Source organism: Brevundimonas sp. GW822-FHT03E11 (assembly GCF_058801445.1).
On sequence record NZ_JBXANG010000001.1, the window covers coordinates 450555 to 467515 of the forward strand.

At 68.8% G+C, this 16961-nt stretch carries 18 protein-coding genes and 1 riboswitch; of the genes, 14 read left to right on the plus strand and 4 right to left on the minus strand.

All coding sequences use genetic code 11. The features are described 5' to 3' along the window. Window positions 1-89: 89 nt before the first annotated feature. Window positions 90-233: riboswitch (FMN riboswitch) on the minus strand. Window positions 234-336: 103 nt separating this feature from the next. The 5 genes from AC1RKE_RS02265 to lpxK are packed head-to-tail and all read left to right on the plus strand — an operon-like array spanning window position 337 to window position 5702. Next, entirely contained in the window at window positions 337-849 is a 513-nt protein-coding gene (locus AC1RKE_RS02265; protein ID WP_348684791.1) for a COG3650 family protein, read from the plus strand. Window positions 850-881: 32 nt separating this feature from the next. Further along, window positions 882-2705 carry an ABC transporter ATP-binding protein gene (locus tag AC1RKE_RS02270; protein ID WP_348684792.1) on the plus strand — a complete coding sequence of 608 codons (1824 nt, stop codon included), beginning with the start codon at window positions 882-884 and terminating at the stop codon, window positions 2703-2705. Further along, entirely contained in the window at window positions 2702-3385 is a 684-nt protein-coding gene (locus tag AC1RKE_RS02275; RefSeq protein WP_348684794.1) for a lysophospholipid acyltransferase family protein, read from the plus strand. The genes AC1RKE_RS02270 and AC1RKE_RS02275 overlap by 4 nt, the downstream gene beginning before the upstream one ends. Beyond that, window positions 3382-4674: a 3-deoxy-D-manno-octulosonic acid transferase gene (locus tag AC1RKE_RS02280; protein WP_492896267.1), complete on the plus strand. Its 1293-nt coding sequence runs from the start codon at window positions 3382-3384 to the stop codon at window positions 4672-4674. The genes AC1RKE_RS02275 and AC1RKE_RS02280 overlap by 4 nt, the downstream gene beginning before the upstream one ends. Then, window positions 4671-5702: a tetraacyldisaccharide 4'-kinase gene (lpxK, locus tag AC1RKE_RS02285; protein WP_483458267.1), complete on the plus strand. Its 1032-nt coding sequence runs from the start codon at window positions 4671-4673 to the stop codon at window positions 5700-5702. Before AC1RKE_RS02280 ends, lpxK begins: the two co-directional genes overlap by 4 nt. On the opposite strand, the gene AC1RKE_RS02290 is transcribed toward lpxK, so the two are convergent. Then, window positions 5687-7012 (minus strand): metal-dependent hydrolase family protein, encoded by a 1326-nt coding sequence (locus AC1RKE_RS02290; RefSeq protein ID WP_395942099.1) that lies wholly within the window; start codon window positions 7010-7012, stop codon window positions 5687-5689. The two genes, lpxK and AC1RKE_RS02290, sit on opposite strands and share 16 nt — an antisense overlap. Window positions 7013-7126: 114 nt before the next feature. On the opposite strand from AC1RKE_RS02290, the gene AC1RKE_RS02295 reads away from it, so the two are divergent. Further along, window positions 7127-7813 carry a murein L,D-transpeptidase catalytic domain family protein gene (locus AC1RKE_RS02295; protein WP_054766250.1) on the plus strand — a complete coding sequence of 229 codons (687 nt, stop codon included), beginning with the start codon at window positions 7127-7129 and terminating at the stop codon, window positions 7811-7813. A 3-nt stretch (window positions 7814-7816) separates the two neighbouring features. Here the strand turns inward: AC1RKE_RS02295 and AC1RKE_RS02300 are convergent, their stop codons facing one another. The 3 genes from AC1RKE_RS02300 to purD are packed head-to-tail and all read right to left on the minus strand — an operon-like array spanning window position 7817 to window position 9586. Further along, the gene (locus AC1RKE_RS02300) at window positions 7817-8092 is read right to left on the minus strand and encodes a type II toxin-antitoxin system RelE/ParE family toxin (protein ID WP_007442402.1); all 276 of its coding nucleotides are present in this window, start codon (window positions 8090-8092) and stop codon (window positions 7817-7819) included. Next, window positions 8080-8280 carry a hypothetical protein gene (locus tag AC1RKE_RS02305; protein ID WP_007442400.1) on the minus strand — a complete coding sequence of 67 codons (201 nt, stop codon included), beginning with the start codon at window positions 8278-8280 and terminating at the stop codon, window positions 8080-8082. The genes AC1RKE_RS02300 and AC1RKE_RS02305 overlap by 13 nt, the downstream gene beginning before the upstream one ends. Window positions 8281-8311: 31 nt before the next feature. Then, on the minus strand, window positions 8312-9586 hold the full coding sequence (gene purD, locus AC1RKE_RS02310; protein WP_287395158.1) for a phosphoribosylamine--glycine ligase: 1275 nt from the start codon (window positions 9584-9586) through the stop codon (window positions 8312-8314). A 112-nt stretch (window positions 9587-9698) separates the two neighbouring features. Here purD and xseA point away from each other — a divergent pair, with 112 nt between their 5' ends. The 8 genes from xseA (at window position 9699) to AC1RKE_RS02350 (ending at window position 16849) form a co-directional block, all read left to right on the plus strand. After that, complete coding sequence (xseA, locus tag AC1RKE_RS02315; protein WP_348683945.1) at window positions 9699-11336, plus strand: exodeoxyribonuclease VII large subunit; 1638 nt, start codon at window positions 9699-9701, stop codon at window positions 11334-11336. A gap of 57 nt (window positions 11337-11393) precedes the next feature. Further along, the gene (gene lspA / locus AC1RKE_RS02320) at window positions 11394-11900 is read left to right on the plus strand and encodes a signal peptidase II (RefSeq protein WP_054766254.1); all 507 of its coding nucleotides are present in this window, start codon (window positions 11394-11396) and stop codon (window positions 11898-11900) included. Between the two features lie 111 nt (window positions 11901-12011). After that, window positions 12012-12578: a DUF3035 domain-containing protein gene (locus AC1RKE_RS02325; protein WP_183214844.1), complete on the plus strand. Its 567-nt coding sequence runs from the start codon at window positions 12012-12014 to the stop codon at window positions 12576-12578. Between the two features lie 64 nt (window positions 12579-12642). Then, window positions 12643-13311, plus strand: a complete 669-nt coding sequence (locus tag AC1RKE_RS02330; protein WP_182714913.1) for a Tat pathway signal sequence domain protein — start codon at window positions 12643-12645, stop codon at window positions 13309-13311. Next, the gene (gene argS / locus AC1RKE_RS02335) at window positions 13311-15113 is read left to right on the plus strand and encodes an arginine--tRNA ligase (protein WP_333896452.1); all 1803 of its coding nucleotides are present in this window, start codon (window positions 13311-13313) and stop codon (window positions 15111-15113) included. The genes AC1RKE_RS02330 and argS overlap by 1 nt, the downstream gene beginning before the upstream one ends. Window positions 15114-15163: 50 nt before the next feature. Beyond that, on the plus strand, window positions 15164-15400 hold the full coding sequence (locus AC1RKE_RS02340; protein WP_333896451.1) for a FitA-like ribbon-helix-helix domain-containing protein: 237 nt from the start codon (window positions 15164-15166) through the stop codon (window positions 15398-15400). Beyond that, window positions 15397-15843 carry a type II toxin-antitoxin system VapC family toxin gene (locus AC1RKE_RS02345; protein ID WP_201462919.1) on the plus strand — a complete coding sequence of 149 codons (447 nt, stop codon included), beginning with the start codon at window positions 15397-15399 and terminating at the stop codon, window positions 15841-15843. The genes AC1RKE_RS02340 and AC1RKE_RS02345 overlap by 4 nt, the downstream gene beginning before the upstream one ends. After that, window positions 15836-16849 carry an adenosine deaminase gene (locus AC1RKE_RS02350; protein WP_348683941.1) on the plus strand — a complete coding sequence of 338 codons (1014 nt, stop codon included), beginning with the start codon at window positions 15836-15838 and terminating at the stop codon, window positions 16847-16849. Before AC1RKE_RS02345 ends, AC1RKE_RS02350 begins: the two co-directional genes overlap by 8 nt. The last annotated feature ends 112 nt before the right edge of the window (window positions 16850-16961 follow it).

Genomic DNA, 16961 nt, shown 5'->3' on the forward strand with positions numbered 1-16961 from the left:
CTTTCCGTAACCAGTTTTCCAGGGTTACGGGCGACGACGCGCCGCGCCCGCCGCTCAGGCGCGAGCGACGAACGCCACGAGGCGTTGGGTCCCGTTCTCTTTCATCCGGACTATACCGTCGGCCCCGGAATCGCACCGGATCTGCTGACCTCCCCAAGCCGGGGGAGCGCTCGCGGGCTTGGCGTCGCCGCCTTACCGCCGGTGGGGAATCGCACCCCGCCCTGAGAACACTGCAGGCGAACCTGCCCGCCCTACTTAGAAAGGGAGCGGTTGATCTTCAACCACCTGGGCGTTCAGGCGTTCAGACGTCTAAGCCCGTCACCCCGAAAGGCCGCCATGAAGATCTTCGCCGCCGTCATCGCCGTCGCCTTGCCGGGCGGCGCCGTCGCCCAGAGCACGCCGCCTGAAGACCCATCCCTGATCGCCTATCTGCAACAGCGCGCCGGCGACGCGGCGGCCACGACCCGCTACACCGCCGCCCTGACCCCCGACGGCAAGACGGCCCTGGTCTATCTGACCGGACCGGCCTGGTGCGGCTCGGGCGGATGCCGCCTGCTGGTTCTGGACCGCGACGGGTCCACCTATCGCTCAGTCGGCGAGATCAGCGTGGCCCGCGCGCCCATCCGTCTTCTGGAACGCGAGGATCACGGCCGGCGCGCTCTGGGCGTGCAGGTGGCGGGCGGCGGGATCATCCAGGGCTATGAGGCCGCCGTGCCGTTCGACGGGCGACGCTACGCCTCCAATCCGACCGTCCCCCCGGCGATGAGGATCGATGATGCCCCGGGCGAAACCCTGATCCGGGCCGACGAGGCGGGGCGTCCGCTGACGCCGGCGCCTGACAAGCCTTGACTTGAGGGGCGGCTCAGACGACCGAAGGGCCGATGAGCGAGCCCGCCCCCTCCATGCCCCTGCGCGCCCTGCTGGCGCGGATCTGGCGTGACTATCTGAGCAGCCGCAAGGGATCTTTGATCCTGTCGATCCTGTGCGCCGCCACGACAGGTCTGCTGACGGCGGCCCTGCTGAAGCTGCTGGAGCCGGCGGTAAACGGCCTGTTCCTCGGCGGCGACCAGCCGATCGTCCTGTTCGGCCGTTTCCGCTTCCCGGCGGACGAGGCCCTGATCGTCATCCCCGCCGCCATTCTGACGGTGGCGGTGGTGCGGACCCTGGCGGCCCTGGGGCAGGCCGCCCTGGTCAATCGACTGGGCCATACGATCGTCGGCGACATCCAGATCCGCCTGTTCGGCGCCATGATCCGCGCCGATCTGGCCCGACTGCGCAGCCAGCATTCGGGCGGCTTCGTCTCCTCGGTCCTGTTCGACGCCAATCTGGTGCGCGAGGCCTTCACCTCGGGCGTGGTCAACTACACCCAGAACCTGCTGACCCTGATCGCGGTGCTGATCTATATGGGGATCATTGATTGGCAGCTGACCATGGTGGTCCTGCTGGGCGTGCCCCTGGTGGCCCTGGTGCTGCGCCGGTTCGGGCGAAGGACGCGCAAGGCCGCCGTCGGCGCCATGGCCGAGACCGAGAACCTGTCCACCGCCCTGATGGAGAATCTGGACGGGGTTCGCCTGATCAAGATCGAGAACCGCGAGGCGGCCGAGCAGGATCGCGTGGCCGAGGTGGTGGCCCGTCGCCAGCGCCACGTCATCAAGGGCGCCAACGCCCGCGCCTTCGCCGGCCCGTCCAGCGATCTGGTCGCCTATGTCGTCGTCGCCGCCGTCATGGCCTATGCCGGATGGCGGGCCCAGTCGGGCGAGATGACGGTGGGCGGGTTCGCCGCCTTCATCGGCCTGTTGCTGGCGGCCGGCCAGTCGCTGCGCCAGGTCACGAACCTGGCCACGGTGATGAGCGAAGGCTTCACTGCGGCGCGGCGCCTGTTCGCCGCCCTGGACATCGAGCCGGAAATCCGTGAGGCGGCTGACGCCGAGGCCCTGCCGTCCGGCCCGGTCGAGGTGGCGCTGGATCGGGTGTCCTTCGCCTATGCCGGGACGGACGCCCCGACCCTGGACGCCGTCTCCCTGCGGGTCGCGCCGGGCGAGACGGTCGCCCTGGTCGGCCCCTCCGGCGGGGGCAAGAGCACCATCCTCAGCCTGTTGCCGCGCTTCTATGACGTCACGGCCGGGGCGGTGCGGCTGAACGGGATCGACATCCGTCAGGTGCGGATCAGCGATCTGCGCGACCACATCGCCCTGGTGACCCAGGAGCCCTTCCTGTTCGACGACACCATCGCCGCCAACATCGCCTATGGCCGGCCGGGCGCGACGCAAGCCCAGATCGAGGACGCCGCGCGGTCCGCCGCCGCCCATGACTTCATCACGGGCCTGCCGGACGGTTACGCCACCCGTGCGGGCGAGGCGGGCCTGCGCCTTTCGGGAGGGCAGCGCCAGCGGATCGCCATCGCCCGCGCCTTTCTGAAGGACGCGCCCATCCTGCTGCTGGACGAGGCGACCAGCGCCCTGGACACCGAGAGCGAGGCCCTGGTCCAGGCGGCGCTGGAGCGGTTGATGGAGGGGCGCGCCACCCTGATGATCGCCCACCGCCTGTCCACCGTCAGGAACGCCGACCGCATCTATGTGATCGAGGCCGGGCGGGTGGTCGAGGAAGGGACGCATGAAGCCCTGGTGGCCCGTGGCGGACTCTACGCCCGCCTGGCCCGGCAACAGTCGCTGGACGGAACCCCGGCGGTCGAGGCCGTCGCGTGAGGCCGCTGCGCAATCCGATCATCCAGTCCGCCCTGGCCTGGACCCTGGCCAGATGGATGCAGGTCTGTTTCGCCACCATCCGCTGGACCCATGAGAACCAGCAGGCGGCCGAGGCTGTCTGGGCGCAGGGCGGCGGGGTTCTGTGCGTCTTCTGGCATTCGCGCATTGGCCTGTCGCCCGCCTGCTGGCCGCTGGACCGAGCCCAGCCGGCCAAGGCCCTGATCTCTCTGTCGGCCGACGGGGAGTTCATCGCCAAGGCGGTGGCGCGCCAGGGCTTTCCCGCCGTGCGCGGCTCATCGGCCAATAAGGACAAGGCGCAGAAGGCCAAGGGCGGCTCCCAGGCCCTGCGCGACGGGCTGAAGCAGCTCAAGGTCGGCGCCCTGGCCATCACCCCGGACGGCCCGCGCGGCCCGGTCAACATCATGGCCGAGGGCCTGCCGCTGATGGCGAAACTGTCCGGCGCCCCGGTCCTGTTCATCGGCCTGTCCTGCAATCCGGCGATCCGGCTGAACAGCTGGGACCGGGCGGTCCTGCCCCTGCCGTTCGGCAAGGGCGCCATTGTCTGGGATCGGGCCGACTATCCCCAGGGCACCGACATTGCCCAGGTGACGCGCGACTGGACGGCGCGGCTGAATGCGGTCGAGGCGCGGGCGGATGCGATCACGGGTTTGAAGCCGTGACGCCCCTGCCCCTGCTGGCCTATCGGCTGCTGACCCGCGCCCTGGAGCCCCTGGCGCCGCGCCTGCTGGACGCCCGCGCCGCCAGAGGCAAGGAGGACCCCGCCCGTGTCGATGAACGGATGGGCTTTACCCGGATCGAACGGCCCGAGGGCGACCTGGTCTGGCTGCACGGCGTCAGCGTGGGCGAGACCCTGTCCCTGCTGCCCCTGGTCGAACGGTTCGTAAAGGCGCGGCCGGATCTGACGGTTCTGGTGACGTCGGGCACGGTGACCTCCGCGCGGATTCTTGAGGACCGGCTGCCGAAGGGGGTGATCCACCAATATGCGCCGGTGGACGGACCGGGTGCGGTCGGCCGTTTCCTGGATCACTGGCGGCCTGCGCTTGCGGTCTTCGTCGAGAGCGAACTGTGGCCCAATCTGCTGCTGGAGGCCCATCGGCGTGGGGTGAAGCTGGCCCTGGTCAGCGCCCGCATCACCGAAAAGACGGTCGAGGGCTGGCGCCGGTTTCCCGCCTCGGCGCAAGCGGTGACGCACGCCTTCGACCTGATCCTGCCCCAGGACGCCGCCTCCGCCGAGCGACTGGAGCGGATGGGCGCCCGTGTCGATGACCTGGTCAATCTGAAGCTGGCGGGCGAGCCCCTGCCCCATGACACGGCCGCCTTCAGCCGTCTGAGCGCCGCCATCGGCGACCGGCCGGTCATCGTCGCCGCCAGCACCCATGAGGGCGAAGAGATCGCGGTCGTCCGCGCCCTGGACAAGCTGAGCGAGCGCGTCTGCCTGATCCTGCTGCCGCGCCACCCTGAGCGCGGTCCCTTGATCGCGGAGGCCCTGCAGCGGGAGGGCGCAGCCTTCGCCATGCGCTCGCGCGGCGAGACCATCGGGCGCGACACGGACGTCTATCTGGCCGACACCTTGAACGAGATGGGGCTGTTCCTGCGTCTGGCCGATGTGGTGGTGATGGGCGGCTCCTTCGCTCCGGCCCTGGGCCTGCCGGCGGTCGGCGGTCACAATCCGCTGGAGCCCGCGCGGCTGGGGCGGCCCGTCGTGACGGGACCGGACGCCTCCAACTGGGCCAGCGTGACGGCGGCCCTGGCCCAGTCGGGCGGGCTGATCCCCGTCCAGGCGCCTTGGGACCTGCCCCAGGCGATAGGCCCCCTGTTGGCCGATCCGGCGGCGGCAAAGGCCATGGGCGAGCGCGCCCGCCGCGCGGCGGCCGAGGCGGGCGGGGATCTGGAGCGGCTGTGGTCCTGGCTCGCTCCGCTCACGCCGCAGAAGAGACCCCGGCGATGAAGCTGAACACGCCCCGCTGGTGGTATGTGCGCGACCGCGATCACGCCCGGATGACACGCACCCTGTTGAAGCCGCTGGGCTGGATCTGGCCTGGGGTGACGGCGCGGCGCATCGCGCGCACCGTTCCCCTTGATCCCGGCTGCGCGGTGATTTCGGTCGGCAATCTGACGGTCGGCGGATCGGGCAAGACGCCGGTTGCGCGCGAGGCGCTGCGGCTGCTGCGCGCGGCGGGGGTGGAGGCCCGGGGCCTGTCGCGCGGCTATGGCGGGCGGCTGGAAGGGCCGGTCCGCGTCGATCCCGCCTTGCATACGGCCGAGGACGTCGGCGACGAACCCCTGATGCTGACCAGGGACGCGCCGGTCTGGATTTCACGAGATCGGGTCGCCGGCGCCGAGGCGGCCGTTACGGACGGGGCCGACGCCCTGGTGCTGGACGACGGACACCAGAACCCCGCCTTGAAGAAGACCGTCAGCCTGATCGTCGTGGATGGAGAGACCCGCGGCGATGAATGGCCGTTCGGGGACGGCTCGGTCTTTCCATCCGGCCCGATGCGCGAGCCTTTGAAAGCGGGGCTGGCGCGCGCCGACGCCGTTGTGGTGATGCTGCCGACCGATCTGGAGACAGCCGATCCTGAACTGCTGGCGGTCTTCGAGGGTCTGCCGATCTATCTCGCGAGACTGACGCCGCAGGGTCCGCCCCCGACCGGCCCACAGGTCGGCTTCGCCGGCATCGCCAAGCCGTGGAAGGTCGAGCGGTCGCTGAAGGCGGCGGGCTGCGATCTGGTCGACTTCGTCCCGTTCCCCGACCATGCGGCCTACAGCGACAAGGATATGGCGTTCTTGAAAGATCGGGCGGCGGTCTTTCAGGCCGGCCTTGTCACCACGGAAAAGGACTGGGTGCGGCTGACGCCCGATCAGCGCTCGCATGTGACCGCCTGGCCCGTCGTCGCCCGGTTTGAGGATGAGGCCGGCTTCGCCGCCTTCCTGGTCGAGAAGATCAGGGCCGACCGGATTCAGTCGGCGCGATAAACGACCCCGCCCTTCATCACGAACTTCATACGCTCCAGTTCGGCGACGTCGCTCAGGGGATCGCCCGAGACGGCGACGATGTCGGCCGGCATGCCCGGCGCGATCCGCCCGGCCTCGCTGGAGATGCGCAGATGTTCGGCGGCGCCGACCGTGGCGGCCTGGACGGCCTCCAGCGGAGTCAGGCCGGCGCGAACCAAGAGGGCGAACTCCTTGGCGTTGTCGCCGTGGGCGGAGACGCCGCTGTCGGTGCCGAAGGCGATTTTGACGCCGCCCTGGTGGGCGCGCCGCGCCATCTCCAGCATCTTCGGCCCCGCCTCCAGCGCCTTGGCGGTCTGGGCGGGGGTGAAGAAGTTGTCGGGCCCGGAGGCGACGCGCGCGACGAAATCCCCCGCCAGCAGGGTCGGCACGAGCCAGGCGTCGTTCTGCTTGAACAGGCGGATCGACTGGTCGTCCAGATAGGTGCCGTGTTCGATGGAATCGCCGCCGGCGCGCAGGAAGGCGTTGATGCCGTCGACGCCGTGAGCGTGAGCCGTGACCTGGCGGCCCATCCGGCGAGCGCTTTCAACGATGGCGGTCAGTTCGGGATCACTGAACTGCTGGTTCAGACCGGCGGCGGTGTTGGACAGGACCCCGCCGGTGGCCGTGATCTTGATGATGTCGGCGCCGGCGCGGATCTGGGTGCGGACCGCGCGCATACAGTCTTCCGGTCCCGAACAGACGCTTTCGGGCGACAGCAGGTGCAGGACGTCGGCGCGGAAGCCGTTGGCGTCGCCGTGGCCGCCGTGAACCGACACGGCCGAGCCCGCTGCAATGATGCGCGGCCCCGGCACGTCGCCCGCCTTCACCGCCTCGCGCAGGGCGAAGATCGCTTCGTTGTCGGCCCCGAGATCGGCGACGGTGGTGAAGCCCGCCATCAGGGTGCGGCGCGCATAGCGGGCGCCGACCATGGCCTGGGCGGCCTCTGACTGGGTCACCTCCTCCAGCCGCGAATTGGGGTTTTGCTGGCCGGTCAGGTGGACGTGGCTGTCGATCAGCCCCGGCAAAACGAAGGAGTCCCGCAGGTCGATGACCCGGCCCTGCGCCGGATCGCCGACGAAGCCGTCGCGAATATCGACGACTTGGTTCCCGCTGATCACGAGAGTTTTACTGCGCTGCACAACGCCGTTCGACGGATCCGCCAGCAGCCGCCCCGCCTCGACGAAGGTGACCACAGGGGGTCCGGAAAGTCCAACCCCTGCGGGGGTTTGCTGAGCCGCCGCCGCCGAAGCGGACGCCAGCAGCACCGACAAAGCCAGGATCAAACGCTTCATTGATCGCCCTCCCGCGACGCCTCGCCGCAAAATCGCCCCACAAGGCTCAGGTTGCCTCGGTCGTAACGGTTTGAAACAAACACCTCCGAAGACAAACCGCAACGAGGGCGTCGCATGCGGCTTTCGAGACGAGGACTCATTCTGGGCGGCTCGGCCATGCTGGCGGGGTGCGCCAGCGCCAGCGCCACGGCCCCCGTGACCACGGCGGCGCTCCAGCCCGTCGCGGCCCCGGTGGTCGTTCCCCCGGTTCAGACCGTCAGCGTGACCCCGCCGCCGCTGGATCCTCGCGGCGCCGTTCCGAAAGATCTGATGGACCGGGCCATGGCGGCCCTGGACATCCACCACCGCAAACTCCCCCTGCGTGACCGGATGTATCTGGTCGATTTCAAGAAGTTCTCGGGCGACGAGCGGCTGTACGAGGTCGATCTGATCGCAGGCGAGGTCAAGGTGCTGCGGACCTGCCACGGCCGGGGCTCCGACCCCGACCATTCCGGCTATGCGCGCCGCTTTTCCAACACGCCCGATTCCAACATGTCCTCGATCGGCGCCTACGCCACGGCCGGCGCCAGCTGGGGCAAGCAGCAGGGGCCGAACGTCCTGCTGGACGGGCTGGAATACACCAATGACAAGGCCCGCGAACGCGCCATCATCGTTCACGGCGCCGACTACGCCGACCCGGACTTCCTGGCGCGCGAAGGCAAGCTGGGCCGCAGCTACGGCTGTTTCTCGGTGGCCCATACCGACTTGCCGGAGCTGCGCGAGCGGATGGGCGAAGGCCGGCTGCTGTTCGCCTGGGCGTAAGGCCTATCCCTCGGGCCGTCGGGCCGAGTGGCGGATGGTGATTATGCGAATCTCGCTGGGCAGGATGGCGTAGCGGATCACATAGGGGCGGATCGAGACCGCCTCGCGAAGCCCATGGCGTATTTGCCTGCCGCGATCCGGAAAGGCGCTCAGACTTTCGGCCAGATCGATCAGGCGAACCGCCAGGCGGATCGCCGCCGGCGGGCTGAAACCTTGCACATAGGACTGTATGGCGATCAGGTCTTCCCGAGCTTGCTCGGTCCAGACTACTCGCCGCATTTCGGCGGCGGGAGCGGATTGTCCGTTCCCCAAGACAGAAGCCACCGCTTTACGGCTTCATGGCTCACGACCCGCCCGGCCTCGGCGTCGGCGAGACCACGCAGGGTCGCCGCCTCGTCCGCCGCGTCGTCGGCGATGTCGAAGACGCCCGGCTCGTCGTCATCTTCGTGGTACGCGGGATCAGCCATGGCGCGAGCCTACCACACCCAGCCGATACGGTCAGCCCCGCTCCAGCGCCCGCCAGCCGATGTCGGAGCGGTTGAAGCCGCCGGGCCAGTCGATCTTCTTGATGGCGTCGTAGGCGCGTTCGCGGGCCTGGGCGATGTCGTCGCCTTCGGCGCAGACGTTCAGGACGCGGCCGCCGGCGGCGCACAGCTGGCCGTCGTCGCGACGCTTGGTGCCGGCGTGGAAGACCTGGACATGGGGACCGAAGTCCTGATCGGCGCCGCGGATGATCGAGCCTTCCAGCGGACTGTCGGGATAGCCCTTGGCCGCCATGACGACGCAGATGACCGTCTGAGGCTTGAACGCCGGCGCCGGCAGGCCGGAGACGTCGCCACGCGCGCAAGCCAGCAGATAGGGAACGATGTCGCCGGCCATGCGCATCATCAGCACCTGGCATTCCGGGTCGCCGAAGCGGGCGTTGAACTCGACCACCTTGGGTCCGTCGGTCGTGGCCATCAGCCCGGCGTAGAGGACGCCGCGATAGGGGGCGCCCTCGACGGCCATCTTGCGGATCGTGGGCTGAACGATGCGTTCGTCAGCCTGCTGGACCAGGTCGGCGGTGAAGACAGGGGCCGGTGAATAGGCGCCCATGCCGCCGGTGTTGGGTCCGGTGTCGCCGTCGAAGGCGCGTTTGTGGTCCTGGGCGCCGCCGAACAGGACAGCCTGTTTGCCGTCGCACAGGGCGAAAAGGGAGCCTTCCTCGCCGTCCATGAACTCTTCGATCACCACGCGGGCGCCGGCGGCGCCGAACCGGCCCCCCAGCATCCGCTCGACCTCGGCCTCGGCGTCGGCGCGATCCGGGCTGATGGCCACGCCCTTGCCGGCGGCCAGGCCGTCGGCCTTGATGACATAGGGCGGCTGGAAGGCGTCGAGCGCGGCCTTGGCCTCTTGAACCGTCTCATAGACGCCGTAGCCGGCGGTGGGGATGGAATGACGCTCCAGGAAGGCCTTGGAAAAGGCCTTGGACGTCTCCAGCTGCGCGGCCTTGGCGGTGGGGCCGAAACAGGGGATGCCGGCGGCGGCCAGCCGGTCCGCCACACCGGCCGCCAGGGCGACCTCCGGCCCGACCACCACCAGGTCCGCCTTGATCTCGCGCGCCAGGGCCGCCAGGCCCTCGGCGTCGTCAGCCTTTACTGGACGAAGCTCGCACACGGCCTCGATCCCAGGATTGCCGGGCGCGGCGACAAGGCGGGTGACCAACGGCGACTGGGCGATCTTCCAGGCCAGGGCGTGTTCACGCCCACCCGATCCGACGAGGAGAATGTTCATAAGGTGGGCAATGACCGCACCGCGCGAGGCGGTCAAGCGGCGGGCGTCCGCGATGTCGCCTCTTCCTTGGAAACGGGTGCGAAAACGATCCGCCTCGGGCTAGAGTGGGGTCATGAGCGACGACTCCTATGTGTTCGAAGGCCCAGCCGAGGCCGCCGCCCCGCGCGACAACAATCCGCCCCTGTCGATCTCGGAACTGTCCTTTGCCCTGAAGCGGACGCTGGAGGAGCGATTCGGCCACGTCCGGCTGAGGGGCGAGGTGTCCAAGGTCAATCGTCACGCCTCGGGCCATGTCTATCTGACCCTGAAGGACGACAAGTCGGCCATCGACGGGGTGATCTGGAAGGGGTCGGTGCGCGGCCTGGGGGTCCAGCCGGAGGCGGGACTGGAGGTCATCGTCACCGGGAAGATCACCTCGTATCCGGCGCGGTCCTCGTACCAGATCGTGATCGAGACCATGGAGGCGGCTGGGGCCGGCGCCCTGCTGGCCCAGTTGGAGCGGCTGAAGCTTCGCCTGCGCGAAGAGGGCCTGTTCGAGCCGGGGCGCAAGAAGCCCCTGCCCCAGTTCCCGCGCGCAATCGGCGTGATCACCAGCCCGACCGGGGCGGTGATCCGCGACGTCCTGCACCGAATCGCCGAACGCTGGCCGTGCCGGGTGATCGTCTGGCCCGTGGTGGTCCAGGGCGAGGCGGCGTGCGGCCAGGTGTCGAACGCCATTCGCGGCTTTGATGCGATGACGCCCGACGGACCCATCCCCCGGCCGGATCTGCTGATCGTGGCGCGCGGCGGGGGGTCGGTTGAGGACCTGTGGTGCTTCAACGACGAGGGGCTGGCCCGCACGGTGGCGGCGGCGCGGATTCCGATCATCTCGGCCGTGGGACACGAGACGGACACCACCCTGATCGACTTCGTCTCGGATCGGCGCGCGCCGACGCCCACGGGGGCGGCCGAGATGGCCACGCCTGTGCTGGCCGACCTGAGATACGCCGTCGCCGACCTGGATCGACGGCTGGTGCTGGCGGGCGGGCGGCTGATCGAGGATCGGCGGACCCGGCTGCGCGCCGTGGCGCGCGGACTGCCCGCTCGGCCGGAGGACCTGACGGCCCTGGCGCAACAGAGGCTGGACCATGTGTCCAGCCGTCTGGGTTCGGGCCTGCAACGCAACATCGCCCTGCACGAACGCCATCTGGCCGTGACCGGCGGAAAGTTGAGCCCCGGGCTGCTGCGGACCCGGATCGAGCGGGGTCAGGATCGACTGCGCGGCGCGGGGGACCGGCTGGGGGCGGCGCTTCAGGCGGGTGTCGCGCGCGGCGAGCGACGGCTGTTGCAGATCGGCGGCCGCCTGTCGCCCGAACCGCTGCACCGCCGCCTGGACCAGCGCCAGGCCAGGCTGGACGCGGTCTCCGCGCGCCTGGACGGCGTCATCCCCCGTCGACTGGACGGCGACCGAGCCCGGCTGAACGCCCTGTCCCGCGCCCTGGCGACGCTTGATCCCAGCCGCCCCAAACCCGGCTTCGCCCGGGTCGAGCGCGCCGACGGCGGCTGGATCACCGCAGCGGCGGGGCTGGAATCGGGCCAGACTGTCCGACTGGTGTTCGGCGACGGCGCGCGCGAGGCCGTCATCGACGGCGCGGCGCAGAACCCGCCGCCTACGCCGCCCTCTGCGACGCCCCAGTCAAAGCCCCAGTCGACTCCACGAGCGACGCCTCGGCCCAAGCCCCCCGCGCCGGACCAGGGCGACCTCTTCTGACGTGCGCTCCCGCTTTTCCGCTTCGCGCCTGAGCCGCTTCCTGCTAACCGCCGCCGCATGAAGATCCCCCGCATCGCCTTCGCCGCCTATGGCTTCGCCCTTCTGATCATCGTCCTGGACCAGTTGACCAAGGCCTGGATCCTGAGTCTGCCGGACGTGGCCTCGATCGAGCAAATCCCCGTCGGCTACGTCTTCGCCGAGGTCTTCCCGCCCGTCCTGCGGTTCACCTTCGTCCAGAACACCGGCGTCAGCTTCGGCCTGTTCGGCGGGGGGGAGGCGCGCTGGGGTCTGACCATCTTCTCCGTCCTGGTCTCGGGCGGCCTGGCCTGGTGGGCGACGCGGGCGGATCGTCGCCTGCTGATCACCGCCATCGGACTGGTGATCGGCGGTGCCCTGGGCAATGTGATCGACCGGGTGCGGTTCGGCTATGTGGTCGACTTCATCGACGTTTCGGGCACAGGCGTCTTTCCCTGGGTGTTCAACGTCGCCGACAGCGCCATCACCATCGGCGTCGTCCTTCTGATCATCGACAGCTTCCTGTCCGACCGGGCCTCCAAGGCCTGAAAACGGCTGCAAGGTTGGCGCGGCCCCCGAAAAGTCGTAATCACCCCGTCTTCACTATGCCAACAGCGCCCGCAGAGGCGCTCCGTGCATCAGCCGATCGAGCCTGAACCCATGCGTATCCGCAGCGTCGCCGCCCTGACCCTCGCCGCCTCAGCCGCCCTCGCCGTCTCGGCCTGCGGCAGCCTCAAGCAAGGCATCGGCCTGACCAAGGTCGTGCCGGACGAGTTCGTGACCGTCTCCACCGCGCCGCTCAGCGTGCCGCCGGAATACGGCCTGCGTCCCCCTGCGCCCGGCCAGCCCCGCCCGCAGGAGCTGGCGCCCGAAAGCGCCGCCCGTCAGATTCTGCTGGGTCAGCGTCAGGCCGTCACCCGCACCCCCGGCGAACAGGTCCTGGTGGCCCAGGCCGGCGCCGATCAGGCCGACCCCCTGGCCCGCTATGTGATCGACGACGAGTTCGGCGACATCGCCCACAAGGACGAAAGCTTCGCCAACCGCGTGATGTTCTGGCGCAAGGACGACGCCTCGACCCAGGCGGCCACCACCCGCCAGACCGCCGAGGGCCAGCAGACGATCGACGCCTCGACCGAGGCCGCCCGGCTTCAGGCCCTGACGGGCGGTCGTGAGGCCATCACCATCACCCCGCGTCGCAGCGGCGGTTTCAAACTGCCGGGTCTGTAAACCGGTCGAACCCTTGTCGGACGCCGGCTGCGGCGTTGGTCCTTTCGCTGTCGGAAATCATTTGATGCGTCGCCTGCTCACCGCCCTGGCCGCCGTTTCCATCGCGGCCTCCGTCCTGCCTGTCGCCGCCGAGGCGCAGCAACGTCAGCGTCAACGCGGTTCCAGCGGACAGCAGGCGGACGGGTCGGAGAATGCGCCGTCCACCCGCGCGCCCCGGATCGCGCCCCTGCGCCGCCGCGCCAACGCCGGCCCCTGCCCCTTCGTCAAGGTGCTGTACGACGCCGCCCGCTATGTGGAGCTGGAAGGCGGTCGCGCCGCCATCGCCAACGTCGGCTACACCGGCGAGATCGAAGGCGTCTCGGCCGATTGCGAATATCGCGAAGCCGATCCGATCCGACTGGACATGGACATCCTGTTCCAGCTGGGCCGCGGCGCCCAGGCGACCGAGGACCAGAAGACCTATCGTTACTGGGTCGCGGTGACGGAACGGAACAGCGCGGTTTTGGCCAAGGAATATTTCGACCTGCCGGTGAAGTTCGACGGATCGCGCACCGCCTCGGTCCACGAACAGCGGACCATCATCATTCCCCGCGCCGAGGCCACAACCAGCGGCGGCAATTTCGAAGTTCTGATCGGGTTCGACGTCACGCCCGAAATGGCCGAGTTCAACCGGTCCGGCAGTCGCTTCCGCGTCAACGCCGGAGCCGCCCAAGCCTCTGCGCCGAGCCAGTAATGTCTGATCTGAAGACCGTCCTCAGCGAAGCGGTCGCCGCCGCCTTCGCCGCCGAAGGCGTGGAGCCGGCTCTCGCTCGCGTCACCCCGTCCGACCGGCCGGATCTGGCCGACTTTCAGTCGAACGGCGCCCTGGCCGCCGCCAAGGCGTTGAAGGCCAATCCGCGCGAACTGGCCGGCAAGATCGCCGAGCGGCTGAACGCCGATCCGCGTTTCACCTCGGTCGAGGTGGCGGGGCCCGGCTTCATCAATCTGAAGATCGCCGACGCCGTTCTGGCGGAACGCGCCGCCGAAGTCGCCGCCGACGCCGAACACGCGGGCGCCGCCCTCGTGGCCGAGCCGCGCAAGGTGGTGATCGACTACGGCGGTCCGAACGTGGCCAAGCCGATGCACGTCGGCCACCTGCGCAGCGCCATCATCGGCGAGAGCCTGAAACGGCTGTTCCGTTTCCGCGGCGACCATGTGACCGGCGACGCCCATTTCGGCGACTGGGGCTTCCAGATGGGGCTGCTGATCACGGCGTGCGGCGACGAGGGTCTGGCCGACGCCTTCATGGCCGACGGCGACGGCCCCTTCCCCGCCGAAAGCCCGGTGACCCTGGCCGATCTGGACCGGCTGTATCCTCAGGCCGCCGGCAAGGCCAAGGAAGACCCGGCCTTTCGCGACCGCGCCCGCAAGGCGACGGCGGAACTGCAGAACGGCCGCCCCGGCTATCGCGCCCTGTGGTCGCATTTCGTGGCGGTCAGCCGTGAGGCCCTGAAGCGCGAATACGGCGACCTGTCGGTCGATTTCGACCTGTGGAACGGCGAGAGCGACGCCGATCCCCTGATGGACGAGATGATCGCCCATCTTAAGGCTGAGGGCCTGCTGGTCGAGGACGACGGCGCCCAGGTGGTCCATGTCGCCAAGCCGGGCGAGACCCGCAAGAAGAAGCTGGCCGACGGCTCGGTGATCGAGGCCCCCTCGCCCCCGCCCCTGCTGGTGATCAGCTCGGAAGGCTCGGCCATGTACGGCACGACCGACCTGGCGACGATCCTGGACCGCAAAAAGGCCCTGGCGCCGGACCTGGCCCTGTATGTCGTCGACGAACGCCAGGCCGAGCATTTCGAACAGGTGTTCCGCGCCGCCTATCTGGCCGGCTACGCCGCAGAAGGGTCGCTGGAGCATCTGGGCTTCGGCACCATGAACGGCCAGGACGGCAAGCCCTTCAAGACCCGCGCGGGCGGGGTGCTGAAGCTGCGCGACCTGATCGACCAGGCGACGGACAAGGCGCGCGAGCGGCTGCATGAGGCCAAGCTGGGCGACGACCTGTCGCCGGAAGAGTTCGAGGCCATAGCCCACAAGGTGGCCATCGCCGCCCTGAAGTTCGCCGACCTGTCGAACGCGCGGACCACCAGCTACGTCTTCGATCTGGACCGGTTCATGAGCTTCGAGGGCAAGACCGGCCCCTATCTGCTGTACCAGTCGGTCCGGATCAAATCCCTGCTGAGGAAGGCCGCCGAACAGGGCGCCGCGCCTGGCGCCATCGTCATCGCCGAACAGGCCGAGCGCGATCTGGCCCTGACGCTGGACGCCTTCTCGACCGCCGTGTCGGACGCCTATGACAAGCGGATGCCGCATCTGGCAGCCGAGCACGCCTATCGGGTGGCCCAGTCCTTCTCGAAATTCTACGCCGCCTGCCCGGTGCTGGTCGCGCCGGACGAGGCGACACGGGCTTCGCGCCTGGCCCTGTCGGCGGCGGCGCTGCTGCAGCTGGAAATCGCCCTAAGCCTGCTGGGGATCGAGACGCCGGAGCGGATGTAGCGACGCGACTTGAGGTATGATAGCATTGCTATCGTCTGATGGAGGCCGTCATGAACATCCATGTCCGTCATCTGGATGAAGCCACGGTGCAGGCGCTGAAGCAGCGGGCGGCCCGCAACGGTCGTTCGGCCGAGGCCGAGTATCGCGCCATCCTGACCGCCGCTGCGGCCGAGGAAGCCGATAGCTTCGACTGGATCGCCGCATCGGATCAAATCCGCGCCCACACGGTCGGCCGCCCGCAGACGCCGTCGGAAGTGCTGGTCCGCGAAAGTCGTGACGAACGGTGACGGCGGTCATCGACGCGAGTGTATTGGCGAAGTGGTTCGTCGAGGAAGATGATACGGCTGCGGCTCGCCGCCTTCAGAAACTCAAGCTGTTCGCCCCCGACCTGCTGATCGTCGAAACAACGAACGTGCTTTGGAAGAAGGTGCGACTTGGCGGATTTGACTCCGCCTTCCTTGCGCCCGCCGTTCGGGTGATGCGGCATGCGAATCTGACCCTGATAGACAGTTTGACCCTGGCGGATCGCGCAGTGGAAATCGCTGTGCGGCTAAATCATGCGGTTTACGACTGCTATTATCTGGCGCTGGCCGAACAACGAAACGCGCCCATGGTCAGCGCCGATGACCGTCTGGGCCGCAAACTCGCGGCGGCTCCGGGAGTGACTCCGGCCAAGATTGTCGGTCTTGCAGCCTTCGTCGCCGATCTATCAGAGAACCATAATGACTGACCTCGACGCCTATATCGCCGGCCTGCCCAAGGCGGAGTTGCACCTTCACATCGAGGGCTCGCTGGAGCCGGAGCTGATGTTCGAGCTGGCGAAGCGCAATGGGGTCTCAATCCCCTACGACAGCGTCGAGGCGGTGCGGGCGGCCTATGATTTCTCGAATCTGCAGGACTTCCTGGACATCTATTACGCCGGGGCGGCGGTCCTTCTGACTCGCCAGGATTTCGAAGATCTGGCCTTCGCCTATTTCCAGCGGGCGGCCGCCGATAACGTGCGCCACGCCGAGATCTTCTTCGATCCCCAGACCCATACCGACCGGGGCGTGCCCTTCGGCGTGGTGGTGGAGGGGCTGATCGCGGGAATGGACCGGGCCAAGGCGGAACTGGGCGTGAGTTCGGGTCTGATCCTCAGCTTCCTGCGGCATCTGACGGAGGACGAGGCGTTCGCGACCCTGGAGGCGGCCAAGCCCTATCTACATCATTTCATCGGGGTGGGGCTGGATTCGTCGGAGGTCGGCCATCCGCCGTCCAAGTTCCAGCGCGTCTTCGCCGCCGCCCGCGACCTGGGCCTGAAACTGTGCGCCCACGCGGGCGAGGAAGGCCCGCCGGCCTATGTCCGCGAGGCCCTGGATCTGCTGCACATCGACCGGATGGACCACGGCAATCGCTCGATGGAGGACGAGGTTCTGGTGGAGCGGTTGGCCCGAGAGCAGATGACCCTGACCGTCTGCCCCCTGTCGAATCTGAAGCTCTGCGTGGTCGACGATCTGAAGAACCATCCCGTGCCGGAGATGCTGCGCCGGGGCCTGCACGTCACCCTGAACTCGGACGACCCGTCCTATTTCGGGGGCTATGTGAACGACAACTACAGCCGGTTGGCGACGGCGGTGGGCCTGACCCGCGAACAGGTGACGCAGATGGCGAAGAACAGTTTCGAGGGGTCTTTCCTGGGCGAGGCGGAGAAGGCGGCGTATCTGGCGGAGGTGGAGGCCTACGCCAAGGCGGGCTGAATCTTTCTCCCTTTCGTCATCCTCCGGCGAGCGGAGCGAGACCGGGGGACCCAGCGGCGCGCGTGAGCGCGAACCTGTCGCGGACTCGGTCCTCCAACATCTTGCGGTGTTG

Bases quoted from the DNA above. Each gene is read 5' to 3' on its own strand.
- lpxK (WP_483458267.1), top strand. From the start codon at position 4,671: ATGAAGCTGAACACGCCCCGCTGGTGGTATGTGCGCGACCGCGATCAC.
- AC1RKE_RS02305 (WP_007442400.1), bottom strand. From the start codon at position 8,280: ATGGCTGATCCCGCGTACCACGAAGATGACGACGAGCCGGGCGTCTTC.
- AC1RKE_RS02290 (WP_395942099.1), bottom strand. From the start codon at position 7,012: ATGAAGCGTTTGATCCTGGCTTTGTCGGTGCTGCTGGCGTCCGCTTCG.
- AC1RKE_RS02270 (WP_348684792.1), top strand. From the start codon at position 882: ATGAGCGAGCCCGCCCCCTCCATGCCCCTGCGCGCCCTGCTGGCGCGG.
- AC1RKE_RS02330 (WP_182714913.1), top strand. From the start codon at position 12,643: ATGCGTCGCCTGCTCACCGCCCTGGCCGCCGTTTCCATCGCGGCCTCC.
- lspA (WP_054766254.1), top strand. From the start codon at position 11,394: ATGAAGATCCCCCGCATCGCCTTCGCCGCCTATGGCTTCGCCCTTCTG.
- AC1RKE_RS02340 (WP_333896451.1), top strand. From the start codon at position 15,164: ATGAACATCCATGTCCGTCATCTGGATGAAGCCACGGTGCAGGCGCTG.
- xseA (WP_348683945.1), top strand. From the start codon at position 9,699: ATGAGCGACGACTCCTATGTGTTCGAAGGCCCAGCCGAGGCCGCCGCC.
- AC1RKE_RS02265 (WP_348684791.1), top strand. From the start codon at position 337: ATGAAGATCTTCGCCGCCGTCATCGCCGTCGCCTTGCCGGGCGGCGCC.
- AC1RKE_RS02300 (WP_007442402.1), bottom strand. From the start codon at position 8,092: ATGCGGCGAGTAGTCTGGACCGAGCAAGCTCGGGAAGACCTGATCGCC.
- AC1RKE_RS02350 (WP_348683941.1), top strand. From the start codon at position 15,836: ATGACTGACCTCGACGCCTATATCGCCGGCCTGCCCAAGGCGGAGTTG.
- AC1RKE_RS02325 (WP_183214844.1), top strand. From the start codon at position 12,012: ATGCGTATCCGCAGCGTCGCCGCCCTGACCCTCGCCGCCTCAGCCGCC.
- purD (WP_287395158.1), bottom strand. From the start codon at position 9,586: ATGAACATTCTCCTCGTCGGATCGGGTGGGCGTGAACACGCCCTGGCC.
- AC1RKE_RS02295 (WP_054766250.1), top strand. From the start codon at position 7,127: ATGCGGCTTTCGAGACGAGGACTCATTCTGGGCGGCTCGGCCATGCTG.
- argS (WP_333896452.1), top strand. From the start codon at position 13,311: ATGTCTGATCTGAAGACCGTCCTCAGCGAAGCGGTCGCCGCCGCCTTC.